Source organism: Lacticaseibacillus absianus (assembly GCF_013407595.1).
GTDB lineage: Bacteria > Bacillota > Bacilli > Lactobacillales > Lactobacillaceae > Lacticaseibacillus > Lacticaseibacillus absianus.
In genome coordinates this window covers 580,411-603,676 of the sequence record NZ_JABEKX010000001.1, presented here as the reverse complement: position 1 = coordinate 603,676, position 23,266 = coordinate 580,411, and the positions used below count along the sequence as shown (strand labels likewise).

Below are 23,266 nucleotides of genomic sequence, written 5' to 3'. Positions count from 1 at the left end.
TTTCTCACCTCGATAGCAGTGTACCATACGTTTTTGGTCAATCCGTCCAAAAAACCGCCGTTTTTTTGGGCACATCGTGCATTCAAAATGAACCGCTTACATTTATACTAATAAGTGTCAATTAAGATAGGAGTGGTTCGAATGGTAGAGATCGCACTGGATCATATTTACAAGCGTTACCCGGATTCCAAGGAAGGCGAAAAAGACGCCGTCATGGATATCAACCTGCACGTGAAGGACAAAGAGTTCATCGTGTTCGTTGGTCCTTCTGGGTGTGGGAAGTCCACGACCATGCGCATGATCGCCGGGCTCGAAGACATCACCAAAGGTGAGCTGACGATCGACGGCAAGCTCATGAACGACGTGGCGCCTAAAGACCGCGACATCGCGATGGTGTTCCAGAACTACGCGCTGTACCCGCACATGACCGTGTTCGATAACATGGCGTTCGGGCTGAAGTTGCGCAAGTACGCTAAGGACGACATCAAAAAGCGGGTCGACGAAGCCGCCGACATCCTCGGTTTGACCGAATTCCTCGCCCGCAAGCCCGCCGACCTCTCCGGTGGTCAGCGTCAGCGTGTTGCGCTGGGGCGTGCGATCGTCCGCGACGCACCAATCTTCCTGATGGACGAACCGCTGTCGAACTTGGATGCGAAGCTGCGTGTCTCCATGCGTGCCGAGATCGCCAAGCTGCACCAGCGCCTGAACACCACCACGATCTACGTGACCCATGACCAGACCGAAGCGATGACGATGGCCGATCGCGTGGTCGTCATGTCTGTCGGGCGCGTGCAGCAGATCGGGACCCCGGCCGAAGTTTACGACAACCCTCGCAACATGTTCGTCGCAGGGTTCATGGGGTCACCGGCGATGAACTTCTTCAACGTCACCTACAAGGACGGTAAGATCTCCGATGGCAAAGGCCTCGTCTTGACCCTCCCAGAGGGCCGCGCTAAAGTCCTCGACGCCCGCGGCTACGACGGCAAGGAGATCGTCTTCGGGATCCGTCCAGAAGACATCCACACCGAAGGCGCCTTCATCGAGACCTGGCCAGATGCGACCGTACACGCCGAAGTCGTGGTTTCCGAACTGCTCGGGGCGACCTCTCAGCTGTACTCCAAGGTCGACGGCACCGAATTCGTCGCGACCGTTGATGCCCGTGACTTCCACAACCCAGGCGACCAAGTCGACATGGGCTTTGACATCAACAAGGCGCACTTCTTCGATAAGGAGACGACCAACGCGATCGTGGCCGAAGAAGCCGAAGAAGCGATGAACGCTGAACAGGCCAAGGCCTGATTCCACTCCTTTTATCCGATATCCAACCCCGCCCCATCCGGACCCCCTCCGGATGGGGTTTTTGCGTCACGCGAATACCCCCCCGATCCGCCGGATCAGGGGGGTATTCGGTCACGGCGACAGCTACCGACTGAGGTCGATTGGGGCCTTGAGCCGCTGTTCATACGCCTCTAGCCACGCCTGTGTGACTGGCGCGATCACCGTTGTCTGCGCCGGGCCGGGGGTCGCCATCAGAAGTTGCGGGGCGGCCGCTGAGGTCGCCACGCTGAAGGTGAACTCGACATTGGTCGCCACACCCCAGTCCCCGCGGGGGTTCATCGCGATTAGCGAAAATTCTCCCGCCTTACCGTAGCGCCGCTTGAGTGTCTCGATGAACGGGTAGACAGCGTGGTCACAAGCTGCCTGCGGCGTCTCGCCGTCGCCCATGCGTCGCACGATCTCATAGGCCAAGCAACCTTTCATGATGTCCTCACCCAGCCCGGTCGCCGTTGCCCCACCGCGCTCGCTGTCCACATAGAAGCCGGACCCTGACAGTGGCGAATCGCCGACACGGCCAGCTTTTTTCATGAACAGCCCCGAGGTCGAGGTCGCCGCCGCCATCGAGCCCTGGCGGTCCAGCGTGATCGCGCCGACGGTGTCATGTCCGTCGTAAGGGTCGAGGTCGGCGGCCGCTAGCTCTGCCAAGCGGTGCTGCCACTGAGCCTTGGCGCGATCGGTCAGCATGTTCGTCATCTCGAACCCGTTGAGCGCGGCGAACTTCGTCGCCCCCTCGCCGACGCGAAAGCTGTTATAGTGCTGCGCCGACAGCGCGCGGGCGACAGAGACGGCGTGCATCACGTTGCGGATGCCACCGACCGCCCCTTGCGCCAGCGTGTCCCCGTCCATGAAGGCGGCGTCCATCTCGACGACCCCTTCTTCGTTCGGCAGGCCCCCGTAACCGACGCTCTTGTAGTACGGGTAAGCCTCGACGACGTTGATCAACGCCTCGACAGCATCCCCTGCGCGGCCCGCCTGCGCCAACAGGTCACTGGCCTTGCGCACGCCATCGTGGGCCATCCGCCATGTTGCGATCGTTCCCCAGGTCATTGCACTCATCCTTTCATTGCTCCACGCCGTGGTGACCGTCGATCGCCACCGTCGAGGCCTTACCAGCCACCGGAGAAGCCGCCCCCACCGCTGCTTCCGCCGCCGAAGCCGCTGCCAAAGCTGCTACTATCCCCACTGCTCCCGCCAGCGTAATTGGCCCCGACCCACAGGGGCAGGCCATCGGTGGCGTTGTGCTGGCTGGGATCGCGCTGGTACTGCAGGATCGCATCCAGCGTCAGCGCCAGTGTCGCCTCATCCAGCGGGTCCTTCAACTCGACGTGCGAGATGAAGGCCTGCCAGACCGCCTGCTGCTCCAGCGCCCGGGCGTGCGCGCCCTTAGCCCATGTCTCGAACCCCGGCGCATACGCCGCATACGGCGTGTATACAGGCGCCACATCCGGCTCGATCAGCCCCAGAAAACTGGCCCAATCCGGCTGCGCCACGACGGCCTGTGCGTCGCGCCGCTTGATCACCGCACCATAGACGTACCAGGGATAGGGGAGCGGATCCGCGCTGCGCAGTACCAGCTCACCGAGGGTATCATACAGGTAAGCGGTCAGCTTGCGGGCCAGCAATGCCTGGTCCAGCGGCCCGCGCATCGGGGCCTTGAGCTGCTCGGCGAAGCGCACGCGCTCGGCCTCCGGCAGGCCCCAGTACAGCGGCAACGCGGCCTGCTCAGCTGGGTCATTGAGTCGCTTGACCAGCAAGCGGGTCCGAGTGGCCTTGCGCACGACCAGCCACACCACGATCACCAAGACCACCAGCACGGCGATCTCGACCAGCAGACGATCTAAGTCGGCGCTCCGCTGCTGCGCGGCGCGCTCAGCCTTGATCCCGGCCGGTGTCATGATCGCACTGCGGTGGTCTGCCAGCACCGCACTCAAGTGATCGACCATGGCACGCACTGCGTCGTCGTAGCGGGCCGCCTTGAGGTCGGCGGTGACGCTGTCGGTCACGATGTCATCCATTGACCCGTCCGGCACCGCGGCTTCCAGACCATAGCCGACCTCCAGCCCGTACTTGCGGTCCTTCACGGCGACCACGAGCAGTAGCCCGTTGTCCCACCCCTTGCGGCCGACGCCCCACTCGGCGAAGCGGTCCGCCTTGTAGTCGTCGATATCCTGTTCACTTGCCGGTAGCGCGCGGCGCACCTCCACCGCCAGCTGCGGGTGGCCTGGCAGCTTGGCGAAGGTGACGTTGTTGAGGCGGTCGATCAGCGCCATCGTGGTCGGCGTCAACACGCCGGCCGAGTCCTTGACCCACTGGCGCTCAGCCGCGGCGACCGGCTGTGGGCGTGCCACCGCTAAGGCGAGGCCCCACAGCGCGATCACGACGCCGATCAGCGCCGCCAGTTTGTGCCTTGATCGCATTTTCTCCTCCTACTTGTGGGCAACATGGCGTTCGATCCGCTGCTCCGGCTGGATCCACAGCACCATCAACGCCGCGTTGATCAGGATCGTCAACGGCGGCCAGAGCAGCGCGGCGAAGATCGCCAGGAAGGCGCCCCCCACAGAGACCAGTGGCTTGTAATAATCCTTGCCGACCAGCTGATGGAACGCGTGGTTATCCTTATCGGCCTGGTTCAGGCACCGGATCAGCAGGTAAAACGCCGCATTGGTCGCGAACATGACCATTCCATAGGTCATCTCCGGCGCCGCGCTATCGATGTGGTGCTCCCCCACCCATGCGGTGACGAACGGGAACAGGCTGATCGTGAAGAGAAACCCGATATTCGCCCACAGGACCCGCCCGCTGATCTTGCGGACGATCAAAAACAGGTGATGGTGATTGTTCCAGTAGACGGCAAGGGTGAAAAACGACACGAGGTAGATCAGCAGTGAGTAGCGCAGATTCCACAGCGCGCCGAAGGTCCCGCCTTCCGGTGGCCGCAGCTCCAACACCATGATCGTGATGATGATGGCGATCACGCCATCGGTAAAGGCTTCTAGTCGACTTTTAGGCATCTTTTTTCCTCCGTTCACGCGCCCCCACGCGTCAGGTCATAGTTGGGCAAAGACAGTCTCGGCCGGTGCGACCACCATGTGGGCCCCGGGTGGTAGGGTCAGCGGCTCACGGTTGACCGCGACCAGTGTGGCGGCCGGGCGGGCTTCACGGAGTAACCCGGCGAACGGGTACACCTGCAGACTCGTGCCGACCACCACCAGCAGATCGGCAGATTGGACTGCGGCCACCGCGGCTTCGACCACCGCAGGCGCGATCGGCTCACCATACAACACGATCCCCGGGCGAATGATCCCGCCGTCCACGGCGTGTCGATCTGACCGCCGGTACGTCGCCGGGTCGACCAACTCACCACAGGTCTGGCAGTATAGGCGATCCAGTCGGCCATGGAACTCGACCACGTGCTTGGCCCCAGCGGCCGTGTGCAACCCGTCGACGTTCTGGGTGACGATCGCGCCCTTAGCGTTGGCGATCGCCGCCATGCGTGTGTGGATCACGTTCGGCCGCGCCTGAGGGTGCATCATGTTGGCGCAGACCCAGTCGTGAAACGCCTGGTGGTGCGCTTGCAGGTAATCGTATGACAGGACGTCTTCCGGGGCATCACGCCCGGCGTACAACCCGCCTTGGCTGCGGTAATCTGGGATCCCCGACGCGGTCGAGACCCCGGCGCCCGTCAGGAACGTGACGAACCGGGCCGCTTCGATCGCGGTCTTGAGTGCAAACATCGCGCCACCCCCTCTGCTTAGCGCAGCGTGTAATCCAGATCGTAGCGTTGCAAGACGTCTTGCAACGGGGTCTGGTACAGCGTCTGAAAGGCGGCCGGACTGAGGGCCTGTGTCAGCGGTAGCACGAAGGCGTTTTGGCCGTCGCCCTTACCCTGGGCGACATAGGCGCGCTGACGCGTATTGCGGTTGCGCATCTCGCTGTGCCGCAGCTCGAAGGTCTGGTTCAGCGCCAGGCGCAGCTGTCGGGCGGACAACACCGGCGGCAGGGTCGCGAACTCCGCGTTACCGGTCTCCTGGAAGCCGTGGCGCGTCAGCGTGACGTCAAAGGCCCGCCAGAGCTTGACCACCGCGCGGCGAAACGCGAACGGCGAGTCGATCGGTTTGTCGACCAGCAGCCCGTACAAGTCCGCAGCGACCGCGGCTTCATCCGGCACGGCGGCCAGCCAGTCGCCGGCGCGGCCATCGAACATCACATAGGCGTCCAGCGCCGTCAGGATCCGAAAGACGCTCAACGCGGTATCGTCATCGCCACTCAGCTTCTCGGCGAAGCCGGCGGCCAGGGCCTGCGTCACCGCCGGGGTGAACAGCCCGTGGGCCACTTGCCACGCACGGATCTGCCCGTGCAACGCCGCGTCGTACAGCGCAGTGGCCACGGCAAAGAACTGCTGGTCGACTTGGGGCTGACCGGTCGTCAGGTGAAACTGCAGCGGCGGGTAACCCGCTGTCGTCAGCTGCATGTGCAGCAACTCGTGGCTCAGCGTGTAGGCGACCGCCGTGGTATCCGTCACGCTGACCTGCAGGTGGTTGTTGCCCAGCAGCTCTTGGTGCGATTGTTCATGGGTCAGCCGGCCGCTGGCGGGGCCGCTCACGGCGACCTCGATCGGCATCGCGTAGTGCGCCTGCACGTCTGCCAAAAGTGGGTCTAGCATCTCTGGGATCATGGTCAGAAGTCCTCCTCATGGGGTTGGTGCGCGCGATACGTCGTCAGGTGTGAGACCCCGGCGCGCCGCAGCGCCCGCTTGGCGCGGTCGAATTCGGTCTGGAACTTATCGGCGGTGTGCGCATCGCTGCCCAGCGTCACCCGAGTCCCACCCAGTGCGACGTAGCGCGGGAAGACGACCTCATACAGCGCCGCGTTGCCCCAATGATAGGCGGATTTCGTGTTGAACTCAAGCGCCATGCCTTTGGCGATCACCAGGCGCAAGATGTCATCGAGTTGCGCCCCGGCCCACGCGATCAACGCGTCCGGCCCGATATCCAGCACCCGCAGCCCGTAGTCAAAATGGGCCAGCACATCCGCGTAGTCCACGGCCTGCAGCCCGGCCAACATCGTGCGATAATACGCCTGCACGTGGGTCTTCGGATCGCGGTCAAGAAAGACCGGATCCTGGTAGTCATGCGCGCCATCGTGATGAAAACTCAGCAGCGTCAAGTCGTAGTCGTGACCCGTCACATACGCCCGGATCGCCGCCGCGCGCGGGGCGTAGTAGCCGACCTCAACGCCACGCAGCAGCTGGTTGGGGTAATGTGCCTTCAACGCCTTGAGTTTGGCCACATAGGCCGCATAATCCGGGGCGTCGTCTTGCCCCGCGTCGTCGGGGTTCGCCATCTCCAGGTGCTCGGTCGTGACGAACGGCTGGTGCGTCTGCGCCAGGTAGGCCTCGAACTCGGCGGTCGAATCGAAGGAAAAATAGGTGTGCACGTGCTGATCGTAATAGGTCATGGGCCGCTTCCTTTCCGGTTTCGTGCTATCCTAAGAGTAACCATATTTAGGAAGCGATTCAATGGAAATCCATGTTCCAACGACTGATGGCTACCTCGCAGACCGCTTCGGCAAGTACGCCGAGCCCACCGACCTGCACGCGGCCCACCCCAAGCGCAGTTTTCCGCTGACGATCACCGACGCACCAGCCGACACGCAGGGGTTCGCGCTTCAGCTGATCGACTACGACGCAGTGCCGGTGTCCGGGTTCCCGTGGATCCACTGGGTCGCCGCGAACCTGCCCGCGACGGTCACGACAGTGCCAGAAGACGCCAGCCGCACCGACGCCGTCCCGATGCTTCAGGGGCGCAACAGCAACGCAGGCAGCCTGATCCACCACCCGGACCCACAAGTGGCGACCGGCTACGTCGGCCCGCAGCCGCCCAACGCCGATCATGCCTACACCCTGACCGTCTTCGCGCTGGATGCACCCCTGCCGCTAGCGCCAGGGTTTTGGCTGTCCGAGATGCGCCACGCAATGGCCGGCCACATCCTCGCCACTGCCAGCGTGGACCTCTGGTCGCGCGCCTGACCGTGTCACGTCAGGTGTCAGTGTGCGATCAGGTGTGATAGATTAGAGGCTAACGTCTAAGTTCGGAGGCCTGATCATGCACCCTCGCGCCAAACGCACCATCGCCATCTTGATCTTCAGTGAGTTCCTGATCTGTCTGGGCATGAGTCTGATCTTCCCGGTCATGCCGTTCATCAAAAACGACCTGCACCTGTCTGCCACGGATATGGGGATCATGTCGTCCCTGTACGCGTTGACCCAGTTCATCGCGTCGCCGCTGGTCGGCCGGCTGTCGGACCGGATCGGGCGCAAGCCGCTGCTGCTTGGCGGGTTGGCCCTGTTCGCCTTATCCGAAGTGCTCTTCGCGCTGACCAACCAGCTGGCGATGTTCGACCTCTCGCGAATCATCGGGGGTCTATCCGCCGGCATGTTCGTGCCGACCGCCCAGGCCCTGGCCGCAGACGTCACCGACCTGCGCCACCGCGCCAAGGTGATCGGCTGGCTCTCCGCCGCTTTTTCCGGTGGCCTGATCCTCGGCCCGGGGCTCGGCGGCCTGCTGGCGCAGTCCGGCTACAAGGTGCCGTTTTGGGTCGCCGCCGGCCTAGGGCTGGCGGGGTTACTGGCGACCACGGTCTGGCTCCCCGCTGACCACCGGCCCACCCAGGCGCCGCGATCGGGTGCAGTTCAGCCGACGGCGACCGACTGGCGCGCGGTCCTTGGCGGCCCGATGCTGATGCTGTTCGTGCTGATCCTCGTGTCGAGCTTCGGCCTGCAGGGATTCGAGAGCATCTACAGCATCTTCGTCAATGAGGTCTTCGGGTTCACGCTCAGCGATATCGCACTGGTGTTGACACTCAATGGGGTCATCTCGCTGATTGCGCAGGTGCTGTTCTTCGACCGCCTGGTGCAGGCGCTGACAGAGGTGCGGCTGATCCGCATCGCCTTTGCCGCCTCCGCGCTGGCTGTACTGTGGCTGATGTTCACCCACAACAAAGTGAGCGTGATGGTCGCCACCCTGATCGCCTTCACCGCCTTTGACCTACTGCGCCCAGCGATCACGACACTACTGACCAAGCAGGGCCGTGAGCACCAAGGCGTAATCAACGGGCTCAACATGTCGCTGACCTCCGTCGGCAACATTGCCGGACCACTCATCTCAAGCGCGCTGCTCGATTGGAATTACCACATCCCGTACGCGGTCGTCGTGGCTTTTCTCGCCGCGAGCTTCATCTTGAGCGACCGTATCCGCGCCGTTCCGACCCACTGACCCCCAAATCAGCGGCTGAGCCATCAACCAGTTTTGGCCCAGCCCATAAAGCACGGCCCCGTGAACTCCCTGAACTGAGGGGTGGGCTATACTCCTACCTAGGTAGACAAGCAAATAATTAAAGCTTGCCTTCTTAGGAAGGAGTTTTTTTATGGGCCGGATAGGTTCAAGATACACGCCCGAAGAGAAACTGTTCTACATTGGTTTGGTTAATGAGGGCGGCTGGAGTTCACAGGCAGTGGAAAGGATACACGGTATCGATCACCACCAGGTCAACCAGTGGTTAGAACGTTACGCAGCTGATGGGATGGATGGTCTTAAGTCCAGGCATACTAACCAACAGTATTCTCGGGAGTTCAAGCTAGAAGTCGTGCAGAAGTACCTAGCCGGTAACACATCTTTTCGGCAGCTGGCTGTTGCCTACGGCATTCCGGGTAAAACCGTCATCAGTCAATGGGTATCCCTGTATACTAGTGGTAAATCACTACAAGCCACTGGGAGGGCCAAGCCAATGAAGGATGGACGCAAGACTACGCAGCTCGAACGTATCGAGATCGCACAATGGACCATCGCCAACGAACACGACTACGTCGCCGCAACCCAGCGGTTCAACGTTTCGTATGGACAGGTTTATGCATGGGTCAAAAAGTTCAAGCAAGGTGGTGAGTCCGCCCTCGCAGACCGCCGCGGTAAGGCGAAGGAAGATAATAGTCAGCTCACTGAAGTAGAGCGTTTGAAGCTCGAGAACAAGCGACTACAGGCACGATTAACCCGTGTGTCAACGGAGGTCGCAGTGTTAAAAAAACTCCAAGAACTGGAAAGAGGGAATGTCGATCAGACAGGCAATATCAGGCCATTCAGCAACTCGCGCAAGAAGTGAATCCCGACTCCGGTCAGCTTTATGGCATCAGTGAGACATGCCGGTTTCTGGGTATCTCGCGTGCAGCGTACTACAAGTGGACGCATCGTAAGGTGACGGCCCATGAACGGGAGAACCAGGCTATTCTGGCCTACATCGTGACCCTTGAGGAAAAGCATCACTATGTCTTCGGGGTCAAACGGCTCGTGACGTATATCAATAAGGAAACACCCTATCACGTGAGTCACGGTCGTGTCCGCAGGCTCATGCGTCAGGGACGGATTCGAGCCTCTATCCGTGTAGCGAAGCACGATCGCAGAGCCGAGAGGAAGGAGTTCCTCCTAGCCAACAAGCTGTACACCGTCGATGCGGGGCATGCCTTCCACCCTAGCGCGGCCAACAAAGTCTGGGTGACCGACTGTTCCGAGCTCACTTACGGTCAAGATGGTAGACAGAAACTGCGGCTTAGTGCCGTGAAGGATCTCTATGATCACAGCGTGATCGCCTGGTGTGTGGCACCGAGCGAAACCGCGGCGCTTACCACCAAGACGATTAAGCTGGCCATCAAGAGCAACAATGGCATCAGGCCAGAAATTACGCATAGTGACCAAGGATCCGCGTACACCGGGCGCACCTACAACACGTGCTTAGCAGGTGAAGGAATTATCCACAGCATGTCGCGGCCGGGCACTCCTGGCGATAATAGCCCAATGGAGAGCCTGTGGAGCCATCTTAAGGTTGAGTGGTTCGCCTTTGAGCACTGCTTGTCCGAGCTTGAGATGATGAAGAGTATCGAAGCGGCAATCAACTGGTATAACTACGAACGCCGCCAAGAAACACTAAACGGCATGACCCCGATGGAATATCGGAATCATGCCGTAAGGAAAACTGCATAGGCACTTTAATTATTTGACCTGTCTACTTGACGCGGACCAGCGCCGGGTGACACGGGGCCGTGCTCATATGGCTTGCGTTACCCAGTCGAACGCCGTGAGTGATGGGCAGACCTGCGTTAGATTGACTCACTGCGGCCTCCGCTATCGCCGGACGGAAGCATGGGCCTTACTGCGGCGTCCGGCATCGCCGGACGGAAGCATGTTCCTAGCTGCGGCCTTCGCTATCACCGGGCGGAAGCGTGGGCGTCGCGCCTGGCGCGTCCGAGTCTGGAATCGTCGCGCGTCATTCTTGGGCCGTTCATGATCTCTTGGCCCTATTCGTGTCATCGCGCATCCGGACCCGCGTCGCGATCAGTGATGCTGGACCCGCCAAGCCCGCAAGCGCACCGCCAACTGCGGCCAAAAGGCCCAGAGCACGCCCAGTGCCAGAACGATCAGCGGTGCCTGGATGCTGTTCCCCAGGACGAACCGCCCATGTTGATCCGTGCCAAGAAACGTCCCGAATGCGACAACCATTCCGATAGCGACCACCAGTGGGCGCAACCGTGGCAAGATGAGTGCCTGCCCGTCTTGTTCTAACGACAACTGCGTGTAACTCCACGCCCCCAGGATCAGCAGCGCAATGGTCATGATCACGTACCCGATCATCAGCGGCCAGTACGCCCAAAGCGGTTGTGCGAGCGAGGCCCACGATAACGACGCCGTCCCCTGCGTCAGTTGTCCCCACACGGTCGACAGCCCCTGCACAGTCTGATCGGCCACGACCACCGTCGCCACTGCCAGCGCCGCCAACAGCCACACCCGCCCACAGAGCATCCCGAACAGGAGCCCCGTGGTGAATCCGAGGGCGGCTAACGCCGTGTTATAAAGCGTCAGGCCAAGCACCATCGACCCCGACAAGTTCAGGTAATGCGCGGGGATCAGCAGGTGTAGCCCAAGCGCCGCCAGGCCATTCACCGCGATAGTCCCGCCGATCACAAGCCCCAGATAGCCGCCAGTGCGCGTCCAAAAAATGCGCCTGCGGGTGAACCGCGTCGCCATCAGGAACCGGTCGAACCGACCGAAGTGGTCCCACGCACTGACCACGAGCCCCAGCAGGAAAAGCCCGAGCAGATAAAACAGATCGATGGTCAGTGGCCCATTCGCCACGCCAGTTGGCAAGAGCGCGTGGTCGACCGCCTCTTCCCCGTAGTTCTGGTAGAACATCAGCCAGTGATCCTTATACGCCCGGTACGTTTGCTCACCGGTCTGTCGGTCCTTGTCCGGCTTGGCCCGGTCGCGGGCGAACGCCTGGGGGGTCATCATCGATGTGCGCAGGTCATTATATTGGCTCGCCCCCGACCGGACCACATTGCCCGTGTACAGCAGCATCAGCAGCGCGGCCACCAGCCACAACCAGCGGTGGCGCCGCCAGATCAATCGTGTCGCCATCCTATCGCTCCCCTTCCATTCGACTGAATTCGCTTCTGAAAATATCGGTCAGATCCAGCGGCAACGGCGCCATCAGCACCGGTGCCAGCGCCTCGATCTGCGCCTGCACGGCCGGCGTGTAATCGCGAAACAACACCTCGACCACTCGGCCGCGCACACTCAGCACCTGGCCGAGTTCTCGCACGACTGACGGGATCCCGTCTTGGGTGAACACCAGCTGAAGTTTGACCGCCTTGGCGCGCAAGTCCTCCAGCTGATAATCGTGGCTGATCGTGTTGCGGCGTAGGAACAAGATCCGATCCGCCAATCCATCCAGCTCGATCAGATTGTGCGACGCGATCAAGAACCCCCGCCGCCCTTCCGCGACCTCGCTGATCACAAGACCGACGATCGCCTCACGGACGAACAGGTCTAGCCCATCGAACGGCTCATCGAGTAGCATCAGCGGCGCATTGGACGCCAGCGTCAAGAGCATCACGACCAACGCCTGATAGCCCTTGGAGAGCTCCCGGTAGCGCTGCCCCAACTTCAGCCCATGGTCGGCCGCCATCGACGCGAACCGCCGGCGGTCGAACGCCGGGTAGGCCTCGGCGTAAAACGCGACCAGCGCTGCCAGGGTGTAGCGCCCAAAAAACGTCTGGGTCGGGTCGATGTAGATCAGCGACTCGCGGCGCGCCGGGTGGGCGTCGAGCGACTCCCCATCGAGCAGCAGCGCCCCACCGTCTGGTCGGTACTGGTTCACCAAGGTGCGCATCAGTGTCGTTTTCCCAGCGCCGTTTTGGCCCACCAGCCCGATGATCTCGCCTGGTGCCCAAGTGAAGCTGATGTCTTGCAACACCACCTGCCCAGACACTTGCTTGCGCAGATTCTGTACTGTCAGTTTCATTCCTGCTCCTCCTCCAACCACGCCCGCAACTGGGCCGTCGTGACACCCGCTGCCCTGGCCGCGACCACCGCCTCATCGAACCGCTGACGCAGCTGCGCCACTGCCGCGGCGGCCGGCGGCTGATCCGCCGCGATGAACGACCCCAGCCCGGGACGCACGATCACGACTTGATCGAGTTCTAGCTGCTTATACGCCTTGGCGACCGTGTTCGGGTTCAACCGGACCTGCTTGGCCATCTCCCGCACTGAAGGCAGCTTCTCTCCTGGGCGCAGGACCCCTGAGACGACTTGCTGCTTGATCTGAAGCACCAGCCGTTCGTAGTAGGCGAGATGCGTAAAACGCGCGTCATCCATGAGTGCACCGTCCTTTCGTATTACGTGTACTATTATACGTAATACACCGCAATGTGCAACCCCCCCAGCCGCATTGCGCGTGCACGCGCAAGTTTTGTTAGCCGCGCTTAACAAATACATTGCCCGATTTCAAAAAATCCAGTATACTATCTTTAGGATAGTTAGATAACCCTAAAAATTTGGAGGCTCTTATGTTACAACTCAAGAACCTCACCGTTGCTTACGATGACACACCAGTCTTCACTGATGTTGCCGTGAACTTTGACGCAGGCAAAATTACTGGGATCATCGGACCAAACGGTGCAGGTAAATCCACGATGATCAAGGCCATGCTGGGCTTGATCAAACCCCTGAGCGGGACTGCAACGTACAACGGCCAGCCGCTGCGCGACCAGCAAAAGCGCATCGCGTATGTCGAACAGCGCAAGGACCTCGACCTCACCTTTCCGATCAACGTCTTCGACGTTGTCCTGACCGGCACTTACGGTCAGCTGGGCCTTTTTCGGAGCCCGGGCAAGGCGGAGCGGACCGCCGCGTATGAGGCGTTGGCCCAGGTCGAGCTGACCGGCTTCGCCCCGCGGCAGATCGGCAGCCTCTCTGGCGGCCAGCTCCAGCGGGTCTTCGTCGCCCGGGCGATCGTGCAGCAAGCCGACATCATCATCCTGGATGAGCCCTTCGTCGGGATCGACTTACAGAGCGAAACGGCGATCATGACCATCCTCAAGGCCTGGCGCGATGCCGGCAAGACGATCATCGTCGTGCACCACGACCTGAACAAGGTCTCACGCTACTTCGATGATCTGGTCGTGATGAACCATGGCATCATCGACTTTGGGCCAGTCGCGCAGACATACTCCGCGGCCAACATCGAACAGGCCTTCAGCGCGGATCTGTCCGCCGTCTTGTTCGACGCAAAGGAGGGGCAAGCATGAGCACACTGACCGAATTCTTCACCGCGCTTGGCCGGTATGACTTCCTCCAAAGCGCTTTGATCACCGCGATCATGGTCGGCATCATGTCCGGCGTGATCGGCAGCTTCATCATCCTGCGCGGGATGTCGCTGATGGGCGATGCGATCTCCCACGCGGTGCTGCCCGGCGTGGCCGTCGCCTACATGCTCGGGATCAATGTACTGATCGGCGCGAGCGTCTTCGGCATCCTCGCCGCCTTGCTGATCGGCTTCGTCGCCGCACACAGCAAGATCAAGACCGACACCTCGATCGGGGTGGTGTTCTCCGCGTTTTACGCCCTCGGGTTCATTCTGATCTCGATGGCCGAAAGCGCGACGAACCTACACCACATCCTGTTCGGGAACATCCTCGCCGTCAGCGATAGCGACATTATGACCACCGCGGTCGTGCTGGGGATCGTGATCCTGTTCGTCGTCGGCTTCTACAAGGAGCTTCTGATCACCTCCTTTGACGAGACCTACGCCCGCACCTATGGCCTGCATGCCCAGCTCCTGCATTACGGGCTGATGCTGGTGTTGACCCTGGTCACCGTGTCGGCGCTGCAGACCGTCGGCATCATCTTGGTCGTTGCGATGCTGATCACCCCGGCAGCGACCGCGTTCCTCTGGACCGACAAGCTCAGTACGATGCTGGTGATGGCAGCCGGCGTCGGCGTGATCTCCGCGATCGTCGGGCTGTACTTCAGCTACACCTTCAACTGGGCATCGGGCCCGGCGATCGTGATCGTCGCGGCGGCCTTGTTCGCCATCTCATTCGCTATTTCCCCAAAGCAAGGCTTCCTGCCCAAACGCAAGTAACCACACGGAGGAGAGACTCACACCATGAAAAAGTTGATCATCACCTTGGCCGCAGTGCTGGCCTTCATCGGCGGCGTCTACTGGTTCATCAGCCACCGCACCACGCGTAGCGACAGTCCCGCAGACACCCAGAAGTTACGCGTCGTGACCACCAACTCGATCCTAGAGGACCTAGTCGCCAACGTTGGCGGCGACCAGATCGAACTCTACAGCATCGTGCAGCGCGGCACCGACCCGCACGAGTACGAGCCGCGCCCCTCTGACATTCAGGCCGCGACCGAAGCCGACGTGCTGTTTCACAACGGCCTGAACCTGGAGACCGGCGGCAACGGCTGGTTCAAGAAGCTCGTCGAGACCAGTCACAAGGCCTTCGACCGAGACGTTTTCGCCGCTAGCGCCGGGGTCAAGGCCCAGCACCTGACCACCAACGTCAACGAGGAAGACCCGCACGCGTGGCTCGACCTCGCCAACGGGATCCAGTACGTCCGCACCATCACCAAGGTGCTCAAGCAAAAAGACCCCAAAAACGCCAGCACCTACCAGCACAACGCGGACACCTACATCGCCAAGCTCCAGACCCTGCACAAGACCGCGCAGGCCAAGTTCCTGGACATTCCGGAGAAGCAGCGCTTGCTCGTGACCTCTGAAGGGGCCTTCAAGTACTTCAGCAAGGCGTACCATGTAACTCCCGCCTACATCTGGGAGATCAATACCGAGGCGCAAGGCACGCCGGAACAGATGAAAGCGGTGTTGGCCAAGATCGCCGCCTCTGACGTGCGCGCGCTGTTCGTCGAGAGTTCGGTCTCGCCGAAATCGATGAACAAAGTCGCCAAAGAGACGGGCCTGAAGGTCTACTCGAAGATCTTCACCGACTCGCTGGCCAAGAAGGGCACGACCGGCGACACTTACTACAGCATGATGAAGTGGAACCTCGACAAGATCCACGACGGGCTGGCCCAGTAGCCGCCCCAACCAACTAGGCTGCGCCATCAAGCCGGTTTAACCCGGCATATTAGCAGACCAGCCCCGTGAAACCCCCAAGTTCGGGTTTCACGGGGCCGTTTGCTTTGCCCGTTCGAATGCCGTGAGCGATAGCCATGCGCGAGACTGGGCGTCGCCTGCTGGCGCGGATCATTCTGGCATCGTCGCGCGTCATTCTGGGACCGGTCGCGATGTCTTGGCGCTTTTTTCCAGCGCCGCAAGGGCGTCTCTAGCGGTGCGCGGGGCCGGTAGCCCCGCCGCGCTTCGGCGTCGGGGGGAACGTCGCCACGAAGGCTGCCCCGTGCGGCAAGACGTCCTGCACCGTCAGCCGCCCACGGTGGGCCTGCACGATCCACTGGGCGATGGCGAGCCCCAGCCCACTGCCACCTGTCTGGCGGCTGCGCGACTGGTCCTCGCGGTAGAAGCGGTCGAAGATCCGCGCCTTGGCGTCGGCGGCGATCGTCTGCCCCGAGTTGCCCACGGTCAGTTGCCAGCCGTTCCCCACGCTCACGGTCACCCAGATCGACTCCCCCTCAGTGGTGTACTTGAAGGCGTTGTCCAGCAAGATCACCACCAGCTGCTGGAGCCGCTGCGCATCAACGACCACCGCGACATCGGTCGGCGGCAGAGTCACCGTCAAGACGCGCTTTTGGCCAGGCGCGATCTCTTGGTACGGCTTCACCACCGGGGCCAAGGCCGCCGCCAGCGACTGCCGCTCGGGCACGACCTCGATCGCGCCGGCATCGCTTTGCGCGATGGTCAGCAGGTCGGCCGTCAGCCGACGCAGCCGCTTCACCGAGCTGAGCGTCGTTGCGATCGTTTCACTTTGGGCGACCACCGTGTCCCCGGGGTGCGTCAGGATCTGCTCCTGCTGGCTCTGGATCACGGCCAGCGGTGCGCGCAGCTCATGGGCTGCATCTGCCACGAAACGCTGCTGGTTTTGCCACGCCACCAGGATCGGCCGCATCCCCCGCCGCGCCAGCCACCAGGCCAGCCCCAGCGACAGCAGGAAGAACACGCCCACCGTCAACAGCAGGACCTGCCGAAACGACGCGATCGCGGCGATCTGTGGCCCGATGTTCACCAAGATCAGGACATAGGTCCCGTTCAAGGCGGGATCGGCGGTCCGAGCGGTCAGGTGCACGAGCAGCGTCCGGTACGTCCCCCCAGTGGTCGTGACCGTCTGCAGCGTGTTGACCTGCGACTTGTGGAGCTTCAGTGTGCTGAAATACCCATAGAACCGGTCACCCAGCATCTCGGCGTTGGTGATCTTGCCTGAGTCGTCAAACGCCACCAGGTTGGCGGCAGCGGTCGGGCTCCCACCGTCACCTGGCGGCGGATCGCCAGCACCGGTCGCGGCCGCGCCTCGGGTCAGCGTCGGTTTGAGCGCCCGTAGCCCTTGATCGACGTCCTGATACACCGCCCGCTCGTAGCTGACCGCGACGACCACGCCAAGGATGACGAACATCAGGGTGAAACTCAGCACCTGCCCCCAAAACAGGCGACGGCGCGTTTTTTTGATGGCCTCATTTGGTTTCATCTTGGCCCTCCGGTTGTAAGATGTAGCCCACGTTGCGGATCGTCTTGATCAGCCGGTCGGCACCGCTGGGCTTGAGCTGCTTGCGCATGTTCGACATATAGACCTCCACCACCGTGAGGGCAGTATCCGAATCGAGCCCCCAGAGCCGATCGAAGATCTGAGCCTTCGTGATGATGATGTTTTGGTTCTGCATCAGATACACCAGGAGATCGAAGGCCTTACCGGTCAGCGTGACCGGCTGACCCGCCGCCTCAGCCTGACGGCGCTCGGGCCACACCTGAAGGGGCCCGGCCGTGAGCACCGCGTCTTCCGCCAGGCGCCCACCCCGCCGAAGCAAGGCCTTCAGGCGCATCTGTAACTCCTCGCGGTGGAACGGCTTGGTCAGATAGTCATCAGCACCGCTGTTGAACCCACGCATCTTATCCGCGATCGTCCCCCGCGCGGTCAGGATCAATACCGGGGTGTCGATGCCATCCGCGCGCAGCGCCTTGAGCACCTCAAACCCGTTGAGTTCAGGGAGCATGATGTCTAAGACGATCACGTCATAGACGCCGGTCCCCGCCATCGTCAAGCCGGCGCGACCGCTCAGACTGACGTCGGCGGTCGCGAACGCAGTCACTGCGGTCTGCATATCTTGGCTCAAGACTGGATCGTCTTCAATGATCAGGATCTTAGGTTGGGTCACAAGGCATCCACTCCTTCGAGGATTCGATTAATCCCATGCTACCGCATGTTGCCCAGAATATATAGTCAGCGCCCCTGCGGTTTAAGCTTCGTTTATGCTTGCCGGGCTATGCTGATGATAATCCAGAAAGGAGGCGACCTCTTGGCGCTCAAACTCAAGCAATTCATTCAATTCGGCCTCGTCGGCGGGCTGAACACCCTGCTGACTTATCTCCTCTATTTGGCCTTGTACCGGCCCCTGACCCCGACCCTGGCCATGGCGATCGGCTATGGTGCCACCTCACTGCTCGGGCTGGCGCTCAACCACCGGGTGTTCAAGGCGACAGCCACCACCCCGGCGATCGTCGGCCGCTATTACAGCACCTATGCGTTCACCTGGCTGCTGAGCGTCGGGCTGACCACGCTGTGGACCACCGGGTTCGCAGGGGCTACCCCCTTAGCCCCCGCATTCAGCCTGATGGTCACCATCCCGGTCAACTTCTTGTTGAGCAAGTACTGGATATTCAATGAAAAAGGAGTCGTGCCCCATGCAAAAAATTAAATCACGCCACCTTGACTGGTGGCTCGTCGGGATCCTCGGGTTAGCCACCTTCCTCTACGCCTGGAAAATCTGGGCGGCCGGCAGCGCGAATTCGTATTATACCGCCGCCATCACCAGCATGGTCCAGAGCTGGTCTAACTTCTGGTATGGGGCCTTCGATCCCGCGGGCTTCATCACCGTTGACAAACCCCCGATCGCGCTGTGGTTCATGGCAATCTCAGCCAAGCTTTTCGGAATCCACGGCTGGTCGATCGTGTTGCCCTCCGTCCTGTTTGGCATCGGCTCCGTCGGTCTGATGTACGCGATGGTCAAGCCCCGCTTTGGTGCCTGGGCCGGGCGCCTGTCCGCCTTAGTCATGACCCTGACCCCGATCGTCGTCGCCGATTCACGCACCAACAATATGGATGCCACGCTGATCTTTTTCCTCCTGCTGGCCAGCTTCCTACTGATGCGCGCCGTCAGTCGGCACCGCACTTGGCTGGTCGCCGTCAGCTTCGCCCTCATCGGCGTCGCCTTCAACATCAAGATGATGCAAGCATTCATGATCCTGCCGGCCATGTACGTCTTCTACTGGCTGGCGTCTAACGTCAAGTGGCAGCGCAAGCTAGTGACACTGGTCATCGCGACTGCCGCCCTGGCCGGGTTCACGCTCGCCTACCCGCTCGCCGTTGATAGCACCAGCGCCAGCAGCCGCCCTTACATCGGGAGCTCGCAGACTAATTCCCTCCTAGAACTCGCCTTCGGCTACAACGGGACCGAGCGCCTGCTGGGTCAGACTACCGGGACGGGCGCCGCCTTCGCCGGTATGGGCAAAAACACCCAGCAGCAAGCCGGTGGCACCACCGGCAACAACGGCGGTGGCACCCCGCCGTCTGGGACCACTGGCAACAACGGCGGTGGCACCCCGCCGTCTGGGACCACCGGCAACACTGGCGGTGGCACCCCGCCTTCCGGGACCACCGGCAATAACGGCGGCACCGCTGGGGGTCAAGCCGGCACCACCGGCGCCCCTACGCAAGGTGGCGGTCAGCCCGGTGGCACTGGTCAAGGTGGCCCCGGGGGGAACGGCCAAGGCGGCAACAACGCCTTTGCGATCGGCACCGCGGGTCCGCTACGCCTGCTTCAATCTGACCTCGGGCCACAGATCAGCTGGCTGGCCCCTGTCGCCCTGATCGGCCTGATCAGCGCCTTCGCCTACTTCCTCGACCGCAAGAAGCGGTGGTACCAGACCACCGAACAGCAGAACCATCTGCTGTTTTGGGCGGCGTGGCTCGTGCCTGTCGCCGGCTTCTTCTCCATCGCCAGCTTCTTCCACCCTTACTACATGATCATGCTGGCGCCACCGTTAGCCGCCCTGTCTGGGATCGGGCTCGTCACGATGTTCCGTCAGTTCCAGCGCTCCCTTAAGCATTGGACTGGCTGGTTGCTCCCGATCGCCTTCACGCTAACGATGGCACTCCAGGTCTGGTATGTCAGCCTGGTCTACACTTGGCAACCATGGGCGCTCGCTGCGATCAGCCTGGCCGCCCTCGCCGCAATGTTTGGCCTGCGCACCCATCGACTGCGCCGGGCCGGGATCGCCATCACCCTGGCGACACTCCTAGCCGCACCGGGCTGGTGGGCGCTGACGCCGACCTTGGCCGGCGAGTCTTCCGCCATTCCGTACGCCAGCCCGACGTTGCTGCAACAAGGCAGCCAGGGGGGTGATATGGCCGGGAGCGTCGATAGCGGCCTGCTGAGTTACATTCAGCAACGCGTCGGGTCCGCGACCTACCTGTTCGCCACCAGCGACGCCAACTCCGCTGCCCCGTACATCATCAAGACTGGCAAAGCCGTCATGGCGACCGGTGGTTACAACGGCACCGATCCAGCGATCACGCTGAAACAGTTCAAGCAGCTGGTCAAGAACGGGGAGATCAAGTTCTACCTCGCCAGCCAACGCGCCGGGAGCAACGACGCCATCGCCAAGTGGGTCCAAAAAGTCGGTAAGAAAATAGCTAGCAGCAAGTACAACACCACGACCACGACTAACTCAACAGGTGGCAACATGATCACTGGTGGTATGGGCGGTGGCATGGGTGGCGGCACCCTGTATCAGCTTACCGCAAGCATGGTCGATTGACCGAAAGGAGCGGATCACATGCACACACTGTCAACGCAACCCCTAATTTCGATCGTTTTGCCCGTCTTCAACGAAGCCGCCGGGATTCAGACGACGATCGCGACGCTTGAACACTTCGTCTCGGTCCAACCCGAGCGCTTCGAGCTGATCTTTGTCGACGACGGCTCCACCGATGACTCCCTCGCGCAGCTCCAAGCTGCCCGGCAGCACAACCCCAACCTCAAGATCGTGCAGTTCGCCCGCAACTTCGGGCACCAGCTCGCGATCAGTGCCGGGCTCCGTGAAGCACACGGGGACGCCGTCATTGTCATGGACGCCGACCTCCAAGACCCGCCCAGCGTGATCCCGAGCATGATCGCCAAGTGGCAGGCCGGCGCCGCCGTCGTCTACGGCCAGCGCCGGCACCGTAGCGGGGAGACCTGGTTCAAAAAGGCCAGCGCTGCCGCATTTTACCGGCTCCTCAAGGCCATGACCAACACCGACATCCCTGTGGACACCGGCGACTTTCGCCTAATGGACCGCCGGGTCGTCAACGTCCTCAAGTCGATGAACGAGTCGGACCCCTACGTTCGGGGCATGGTCGCCTGGGTCGGCTTCGACCAGACCAGCGTCTTGTACGACCGGCAGGACCGGACCGCCGGCGAGTCCAAGTATCCGCTACGCCAGATGATCCGCCTCGCCATGAATGGGCTCACCAGCTTTTCGACGGTCCCACTCGCCCTGGCCAACTGGCTGGCAGGTAGCTTTGGCCTCACCGCCGCCTTGATCCTGCTGGGCAACGGCCTAGCCGGCACCGTGACAACACTCACTTGGCTGTTGGTCAGCCTGTTCATCATCGGCGCAGGCATCACCGCGACCATCGGGATCATGGGCAGCTACCTCGGCCGGGTCTTCACCGCATCGCGCCGCCGACCGGCCTACGTGATCCAGGCCACCTATGGGTTCGAACACCCGGTCGCGCGGCCGGCCACCCGCCAAATGATGCAGGGCTGACGGCGGGCATCCCCCCAGTTTTCACCACCCGCTCGGCTTGATCAGCTGTATACTGAAGGCGCAGCGCGAGGGCGCCTCGCGCTGCACACCACCTTCATCTGAACCATTTGGCCATTCAGCCGGTAACGCAACTAGTCGCGCATCGCGCGCCCACTAGCCGAGATGACCGATCTGCCCGACCCGACACACACCATTGTCCATTCCAGTCGGCGATCTGCCACGGCCGCCCACTAGAGACACTAAAAACGGCTTGATATGGCGAACATTCACCATATCGAGCCGTTTTTGGTGCCGTTTTTGGGCGATCAAGTCACTTCGCCACTTGAAGCGCCAATGCGAGCCCCAAGCCCTCGGCGTAGCGCTGCAACGTCGGCAAGCTCGGCAGCGTGTCGACGCGCTCGATCTTGGCCAGTTGTGCGACGGTCACCCCCATGCGTGCTGCCAGCGCCGCCGCTGACAGCCCCTGCAAAAATCGCTGGGCGTGCAACTGCGCCAACGCATCAAGGATCAGGCGGTCGGCGGCACTGAGCCGCGGGACCCGCATGCGCAGCCGCTGCCAGTCCACCGGCGCTGACGCCGACTGGTGCCGATCCGCGACGACCTGCTGGGCAGCGCGGTCGATCTCGCGACTATCGCGGTAGTCGACACTACCCGCCACGCGGTACCCACCTTGCGCCGGCACCACGTAGAGGAGGTCATGGGGGCTGGGGCGAAGCAGGATCAGCAACTGATGCGCATAAGTCCGGTATTTGATCTGTGGGCCCTCGACCCGCGGTCCCGCCGTGCTCAGCACATCCAACAACAAGCGTGTCCGCTGAAGCTGCTGGTACTGCTTTGGCGTCGGCGCCAGCGCTGCTTGGGTCAGCTGCCGCGCGACCTGAGACGCAACGGTCACCGGGATCACTCAGCGCCTCCCAGCTCGCAGACCAGCTCGTGCACACCTGGCTGCAGCGCCGCGTACAAGTCGACCGTCTGCCACGGTCGCCCGGCGATCAAGAGCTGCTCGAGCACCACCTTTTGGTACAGGCCGACGATCAGCGTCGCCCATGTCTCCGCCTTGGCCTCCGGCATCGTGAACGGCTGCCCGAGTGCCTGCAACGCGGTCGCTAGGCTCGCGCGTAGTTGGTGGTCCCGCGTTGCGCACCACTCGACTTGGGCGTCACGCAGCTGTGGTCGCTCGCGGATCAAGATCAGGATCGTCTCGTAGACCGCTGGCGTCATCATCGTCTGCCACCAGCACGCCAGCCCGGCCAGCACCTGCTGCTCCAAGGCTTGCGGCGTCTGCGGCGCACTGAAGCGCCAGGCGTCGGGCAGAGGCCAATCCGCGCCCGCGGCGATGATCGCATCGAGGATCTCTCGTTTACCGCGCTTGAAATAGTAATACAACAGGCCTTCACTCCCGCGAAAGGCGGCGTTGATCTGCCGCGTCGTGGTCGCTTGATAGCCTTGCCGGGCAAACAATTGCCGGGCGACCGCCAGGATACTGGCCCGCTGTTCAGAACGGATCGATTCACTATTGGTCATGTCGCTCCCTTCTGGTCACCGAGTGGGGGCGTGAGGCGGCATCAAGCCGGGCTTGACCGCCAAAAAAGCGGAAAGG

24 protein-coding genes are annotated in these 23,266 nt (G+C 61.9%); 11 read left to right on the top strand and 13 right to left on the bottom strand.

Translation table 11 applies throughout. The annotated features are described in order from the left end of the window. Window positions 1-141: 141 nt before the first annotated feature. Entirely contained in the window at window positions 142-1,299 is a 1,158-nt protein-coding gene (locus tag HII33_RS02390; protein ID WP_179394196.1) for an ABC transporter ATP-binding protein, read from the top strand. A 123-nt stretch (window positions 1,300-1,422) separates the two neighbouring features. Here HII33_RS02390 and HII33_RS02385 read toward each other — a convergent pair whose 3' ends face one another. The 6 genes from HII33_RS02385 to HII33_RS02360 are packed head-to-tail and all read right to left on the bottom strand — an operon-like array spanning window position 1,423 to window position 6,795. Next, entirely contained in the window at window positions 1,423-2,394 is a 972-nt protein-coding gene (locus HII33_RS02385) for a glycosylasparaginase (protein ID WP_179394195.1), read from the bottom strand. A gap of 50 nt (window positions 2,395-2,444) precedes the next feature. Next, a complete protein-coding gene (locus HII33_RS02380) occupies window positions 2,445-3,755 on the bottom strand; it encodes a TPM domain-containing protein (RefSeq protein WP_179394194.1) in 1,311 nt (436 codons plus the stop codon). Between the two features lie 9 nt (window positions 3,756-3,764). Continuing rightward, complete coding sequence (locus tag HII33_RS02375; protein WP_179394193.1) at window positions 3,765-4,349, bottom strand: TMEM175 family protein; 585 nt, start codon at window positions 4,347-4,349, stop codon at window positions 3,765-3,767. 36 nt (window positions 4,350-4,385) lie between these two features. Further along, window positions 4,386-5,072: an NAD-dependent protein deacylase gene (locus HII33_RS02370; RefSeq protein WP_179394192.1), complete on the bottom strand. Its 687-nt coding sequence runs from the start codon at window positions 5,070-5,072 to the stop codon at window positions 4,386-4,388. 17 nt (window positions 5,073-5,089) lie between these two features. Further along, a complete protein-coding gene (locus HII33_RS02365) occupies window positions 5,090-6,013 on the bottom strand; it encodes a hypothetical protein (protein ID WP_218841888.1) in 924 nt (307 codons plus the stop codon). A gap of 2 nt (window positions 6,014-6,015) precedes the next feature. Then, complete coding sequence (locus tag HII33_RS02360) at window positions 6,016-6,795, bottom strand: PHP domain-containing protein (protein ID WP_179394191.1); 780 nt, start codon at window positions 6,793-6,795, stop codon at window positions 6,016-6,018. A gap of 61 nt (window positions 6,796-6,856) precedes the next feature. Here HII33_RS02360 and HII33_RS02355 point away from each other — a divergent pair, with 61 nt between their 5' ends. From HII33_RS02355 to HII33_RS02340, 4 genes are all read left to right on the top strand, one after another. Then, window positions 6,857-7,366, top strand: a complete 510-nt coding sequence (locus HII33_RS02355; RefSeq protein WP_179394190.1) for a YbhB/YbcL family Raf kinase inhibitor-like protein — start codon at window positions 6,857-6,859, stop codon at window positions 7,364-7,366. A gap of 76 nt (window positions 7,367-7,442) precedes the next feature. After that, window positions 7,443-8,612: an MFS transporter gene (locus HII33_RS02350; RefSeq protein WP_179394189.1), complete on the top strand. Its 1,170-nt coding sequence runs from the start codon at window positions 7,443-7,445 to the stop codon at window positions 8,610-8,612. A 151-nt stretch (window positions 8,613-8,763) separates the two neighbouring features. Then, window positions 8,764-9,492, top strand: a complete 729-nt coding sequence (locus tag HII33_RS02345; RefSeq protein ID WP_179394188.1) for a helix-turn-helix domain-containing protein — start codon at window positions 8,764-8,766, stop codon at window positions 9,490-9,492. Next, window positions 9,489-10,367: an IS3 family transposase gene (locus HII33_RS02340; RefSeq protein WP_343036822.1), complete on the top strand. Its 879-nt coding sequence runs from the start codon at window positions 9,489-9,491 to the stop codon at window positions 10,365-10,367. The genes HII33_RS02345 and HII33_RS02340 overlap by 4 nt, the downstream gene beginning before the upstream one ends. Before the next feature lie 351 nt (window positions 10,368-10,718). Here HII33_RS02340 and HII33_RS02335 read toward each other — a convergent pair whose 3' ends face one another. The 3 genes from HII33_RS02335 to HII33_RS02325 are packed head-to-tail and all read right to left on the bottom strand — an operon-like array spanning window position 10,719 to window position 13,037. Beyond that, entirely contained in the window at window positions 10,719-11,798 is a 1,080-nt protein-coding gene (locus tag HII33_RS02335) for a hypothetical protein (RefSeq protein WP_179394187.1), read from the bottom strand. A gap of 1 nt (window position 11,799) precedes the next feature. After that, window positions 11,800-12,684, bottom strand: a complete 885-nt coding sequence (locus tag HII33_RS02330; RefSeq protein WP_179394186.1) for an ATP-binding cassette domain-containing protein — start codon at window positions 12,682-12,684, stop codon at window positions 11,800-11,802. Continuing rightward, window positions 12,681-13,037: a GntR family transcriptional regulator gene (locus HII33_RS02325; protein WP_179394185.1), complete on the bottom strand. Its 357-nt coding sequence runs from the start codon at window positions 13,035-13,037 to the stop codon at window positions 12,681-12,683. Before HII33_RS02325 ends, HII33_RS02330 begins: the two co-directional genes overlap by 4 nt. A 191-nt stretch (window positions 13,038-13,228) precedes the next feature. Here HII33_RS02325 and HII33_RS02320 point away from each other — a divergent pair, with 191 nt between their 5' ends. From HII33_RS02320 to HII33_RS02310, 3 genes are read left to right on the top strand one after another with little or no spacing between them, the layout of a single operon-like run. After that, entirely contained in the window at window positions 13,229-13,969 is a 741-nt protein-coding gene (locus tag HII33_RS02320; RefSeq protein WP_179394184.1) for a metal ABC transporter ATP-binding protein, read from the top strand. After that, on the top strand, window positions 13,966-14,805 hold the full coding sequence (locus HII33_RS02315) for a metal ABC transporter permease (RefSeq protein WP_179394183.1): 840 nt from the start codon (window positions 13,966-13,968) through the stop codon (window positions 14,803-14,805). The genes HII33_RS02320 and HII33_RS02315 overlap by 4 nt, the downstream gene beginning before the upstream one ends. A 24-nt stretch (window positions 14,806-14,829) precedes the next feature. Then, window positions 14,830-15,768 carry a metal ABC transporter solute-binding protein, Zn/Mn family gene (locus HII33_RS02310; protein WP_179394182.1) on the top strand — a complete coding sequence of 313 codons (939 nt, stop codon included), beginning with the start codon at window positions 14,830-14,832 and terminating at the stop codon, window positions 15,766-15,768. A gap of 247 nt (window positions 15,769-16,015) precedes the next feature. On the opposite strand, the gene HII33_RS02305 is transcribed toward HII33_RS02310, so the two are convergent. Together HII33_RS02305 and HII33_RS02300 are read right to left on the bottom strand one after the other, a co-directional pair. Then, window positions 16,016-17,326 (bottom strand): sensor histidine kinase, encoded by a 1,311-nt coding sequence (locus tag HII33_RS02305; protein ID WP_179394181.1) that lies wholly within the window; start codon window positions 17,324-17,326, stop codon window positions 16,016-16,018. Then, window positions 17,313-17,957 carry a response regulator transcription factor gene (locus HII33_RS02300; protein WP_179394686.1) on the bottom strand — a complete coding sequence of 215 codons (645 nt, stop codon included), beginning with the start codon at window positions 17,955-17,957 and terminating at the stop codon, window positions 17,313-17,315. The genes HII33_RS02305 and HII33_RS02300 overlap by 14 nt, the downstream gene beginning before the upstream one ends. 195 nt (window positions 17,958-18,152) lie before the next feature. Between HII33_RS02300 and HII33_RS02295 the strand changes: the two genes are divergently transcribed. Genes HII33_RS02295 through HII33_RS02285 form a run of 3 tightly spaced genes read left to right on the top strand, consistent with a single transcriptional unit; the run spans window position 18,153 to window position 21,666 of the window. Continuing rightward, complete coding sequence (locus tag HII33_RS02295; RefSeq protein WP_179394180.1) at window positions 18,153-18,551, top strand: GtrA family protein; 399 nt, start codon at window positions 18,153-18,155, stop codon at window positions 18,549-18,551. Continuing rightward, the gene (locus HII33_RS02290) at window positions 18,538-20,673 is read left to right on the top strand and encodes an ArnT family glycosyltransferase (RefSeq protein ID WP_179394179.1); all 2,136 of its coding nucleotides are present in this window, start codon (window positions 18,538-18,540) and stop codon (window positions 20,671-20,673) included. The genes HII33_RS02295 and HII33_RS02290 overlap by 14 nt, the downstream gene beginning before the upstream one ends. Window positions 20,674-20,691: 18 nt before the next feature. Next, window positions 20,692-21,666, top strand: coding sequence for a glycosyltransferase family 2 protein (locus HII33_RS02285; RefSeq protein ID WP_179394178.1), 975 nt, complete (start codon window positions 20,692-20,694; stop codon window positions 21,664-21,666). 310 nt (window positions 21,667-21,976) lie between these two features. On the opposite strand, the gene HII33_RS13940 is transcribed toward HII33_RS02285, so the two are convergent. Together HII33_RS13940 and HII33_RS02275 are read right to left on the bottom strand one after the other, a co-directional pair. Next, window positions 21,977-22,570, bottom strand: coding sequence for a helix-turn-helix domain-containing protein (locus tag HII33_RS13940; protein WP_343036820.1), 594 nt, complete (start codon window positions 22,568-22,570; stop codon window positions 21,977-21,979). Further along, window positions 22,567-23,190, bottom strand: coding sequence for a TetR/AcrR family transcriptional regulator (locus HII33_RS02275; protein WP_179394177.1), 624 nt, complete (start codon window positions 23,188-23,190; stop codon window positions 22,567-22,569). The genes HII33_RS13940 and HII33_RS02275 overlap by 4 nt, the downstream gene beginning before the upstream one ends. Window positions 23,191-23,266 lie beyond the last annotated feature (76 nt).

Coding starts and splice junctions, on each gene's coding strand:
- HII33_RS02390 (WP_179394196.1), top strand. CDS start 142: ATGGTAGAGATCGCACTGGATCATATTTACAAGCGTTACCCGGATTCC.
- HII33_RS02385 (WP_179394195.1), bottom strand. CDS start 2,394: ATGAGTGCAATGACCTGGGGAACGATCGCAACATGGCGGATGGCCCAC.
- HII33_RS02380 (WP_179394194.1), bottom strand. CDS start 3,755: ATGCGATCAAGGCACAAACTGGCGGCGCTGATCGGCGTCGTGATCGCG.
- HII33_RS02375 (WP_179394193.1), bottom strand. CDS start 4,349: ATGCCTAAAAGTCGACTAGAAGCCTTTACCGATGGCGTGATCGCCATC.
- HII33_RS02370 (WP_179394192.1), bottom strand. CDS start 5,072: ATGTTTGCACTCAAGACCGCGATCGAAGCGGCCCGGTTCGTCACGTTC.
- HII33_RS02365 (WP_218841888.1), bottom strand. CDS start 6,013: ATGATCCCAGAGATGCTAGACCCACTTTTGGCAGACGTGCAGGCGCAC.
- HII33_RS02360 (WP_179394191.1), bottom strand. CDS start 6,795: ATGACCTATTACGATCAGCACGTGCACACCTATTTTTCCTTCGATTCG.
- HII33_RS02355 (WP_179394190.1), top strand. CDS start 6,857: ATGGAAATCCATGTTCCAACGACTGATGGCTACCTCGCAGACCGCTTC.
- HII33_RS02350 (WP_179394189.1), top strand. CDS start 7,443: ATGCACCCTCGCGCCAAACGCACCATCGCCATCTTGATCTTCAGTGAG.
- HII33_RS02345 (WP_179394188.1), top strand. CDS start 8,764: ATGGGCCGGATAGGTTCAAGATACACGCCCGAAGAGAAACTGTTCTAC.
- HII33_RS02335 (WP_179394187.1), bottom strand. CDS start 11,798: ATGGCGACACGATTGATCTGGCGGCGCCACCGCTGGTTGTGGCTGGTG.
- HII33_RS02330 (WP_179394186.1), bottom strand. CDS start 12,684: ATGAAACTGACAGTACAGAATCTGCGCAAGCAAGTGTCTGGGCAGGTG.
- HII33_RS02325 (WP_179394185.1), bottom strand. CDS start 13,037: ATGGATGACGCGCGTTTTACGCATCTCGCCTACTACGAACGGCTGGTG.
- HII33_RS02320 (WP_179394184.1), top strand. CDS start 13,229: ATGTTACAACTCAAGAACCTCACCGTTGCTTACGATGACACACCAGTC.
- HII33_RS02315 (WP_179394183.1), top strand. CDS start 13,966: ATGAGCACACTGACCGAATTCTTCACCGCGCTTGGCCGGTATGACTTC.
- HII33_RS02310 (WP_179394182.1), top strand. CDS start 14,830: ATGAAAAAGTTGATCATCACCTTGGCCGCAGTGCTGGCCTTCATCGGC.
- HII33_RS02305 (WP_179394181.1), bottom strand. CDS start 17,326: ATGAAACCAAATGAGGCCATCAAAAAAACGCGCCGTCGCCTGTTTTGG.
- HII33_RS02300 (WP_179394686.1), bottom strand. CDS start 17,957: ATGCAGACCGCAGTGACTGCGTTCGCGACCGCCGACGTCAGTCTGAGC.
- HII33_RS02290 (WP_179394179.1), top strand. CDS start 18,538: ATGCAAAAAATTAAATCACGCCACCTTGACTGGTGGCTCGTCGGGATC.
- HII33_RS02285 (WP_179394178.1), top strand. CDS start 20,692: ATGCACACACTGTCAACGCAACCCCTAATTTCGATCGTTTTGCCCGTC.
- HII33_RS02275 (WP_179394177.1), bottom strand. CDS start 23,190: ATGACCAATAGTGAATCGATCCGTTCTGAACAGCGGGCCAGTATCCTG.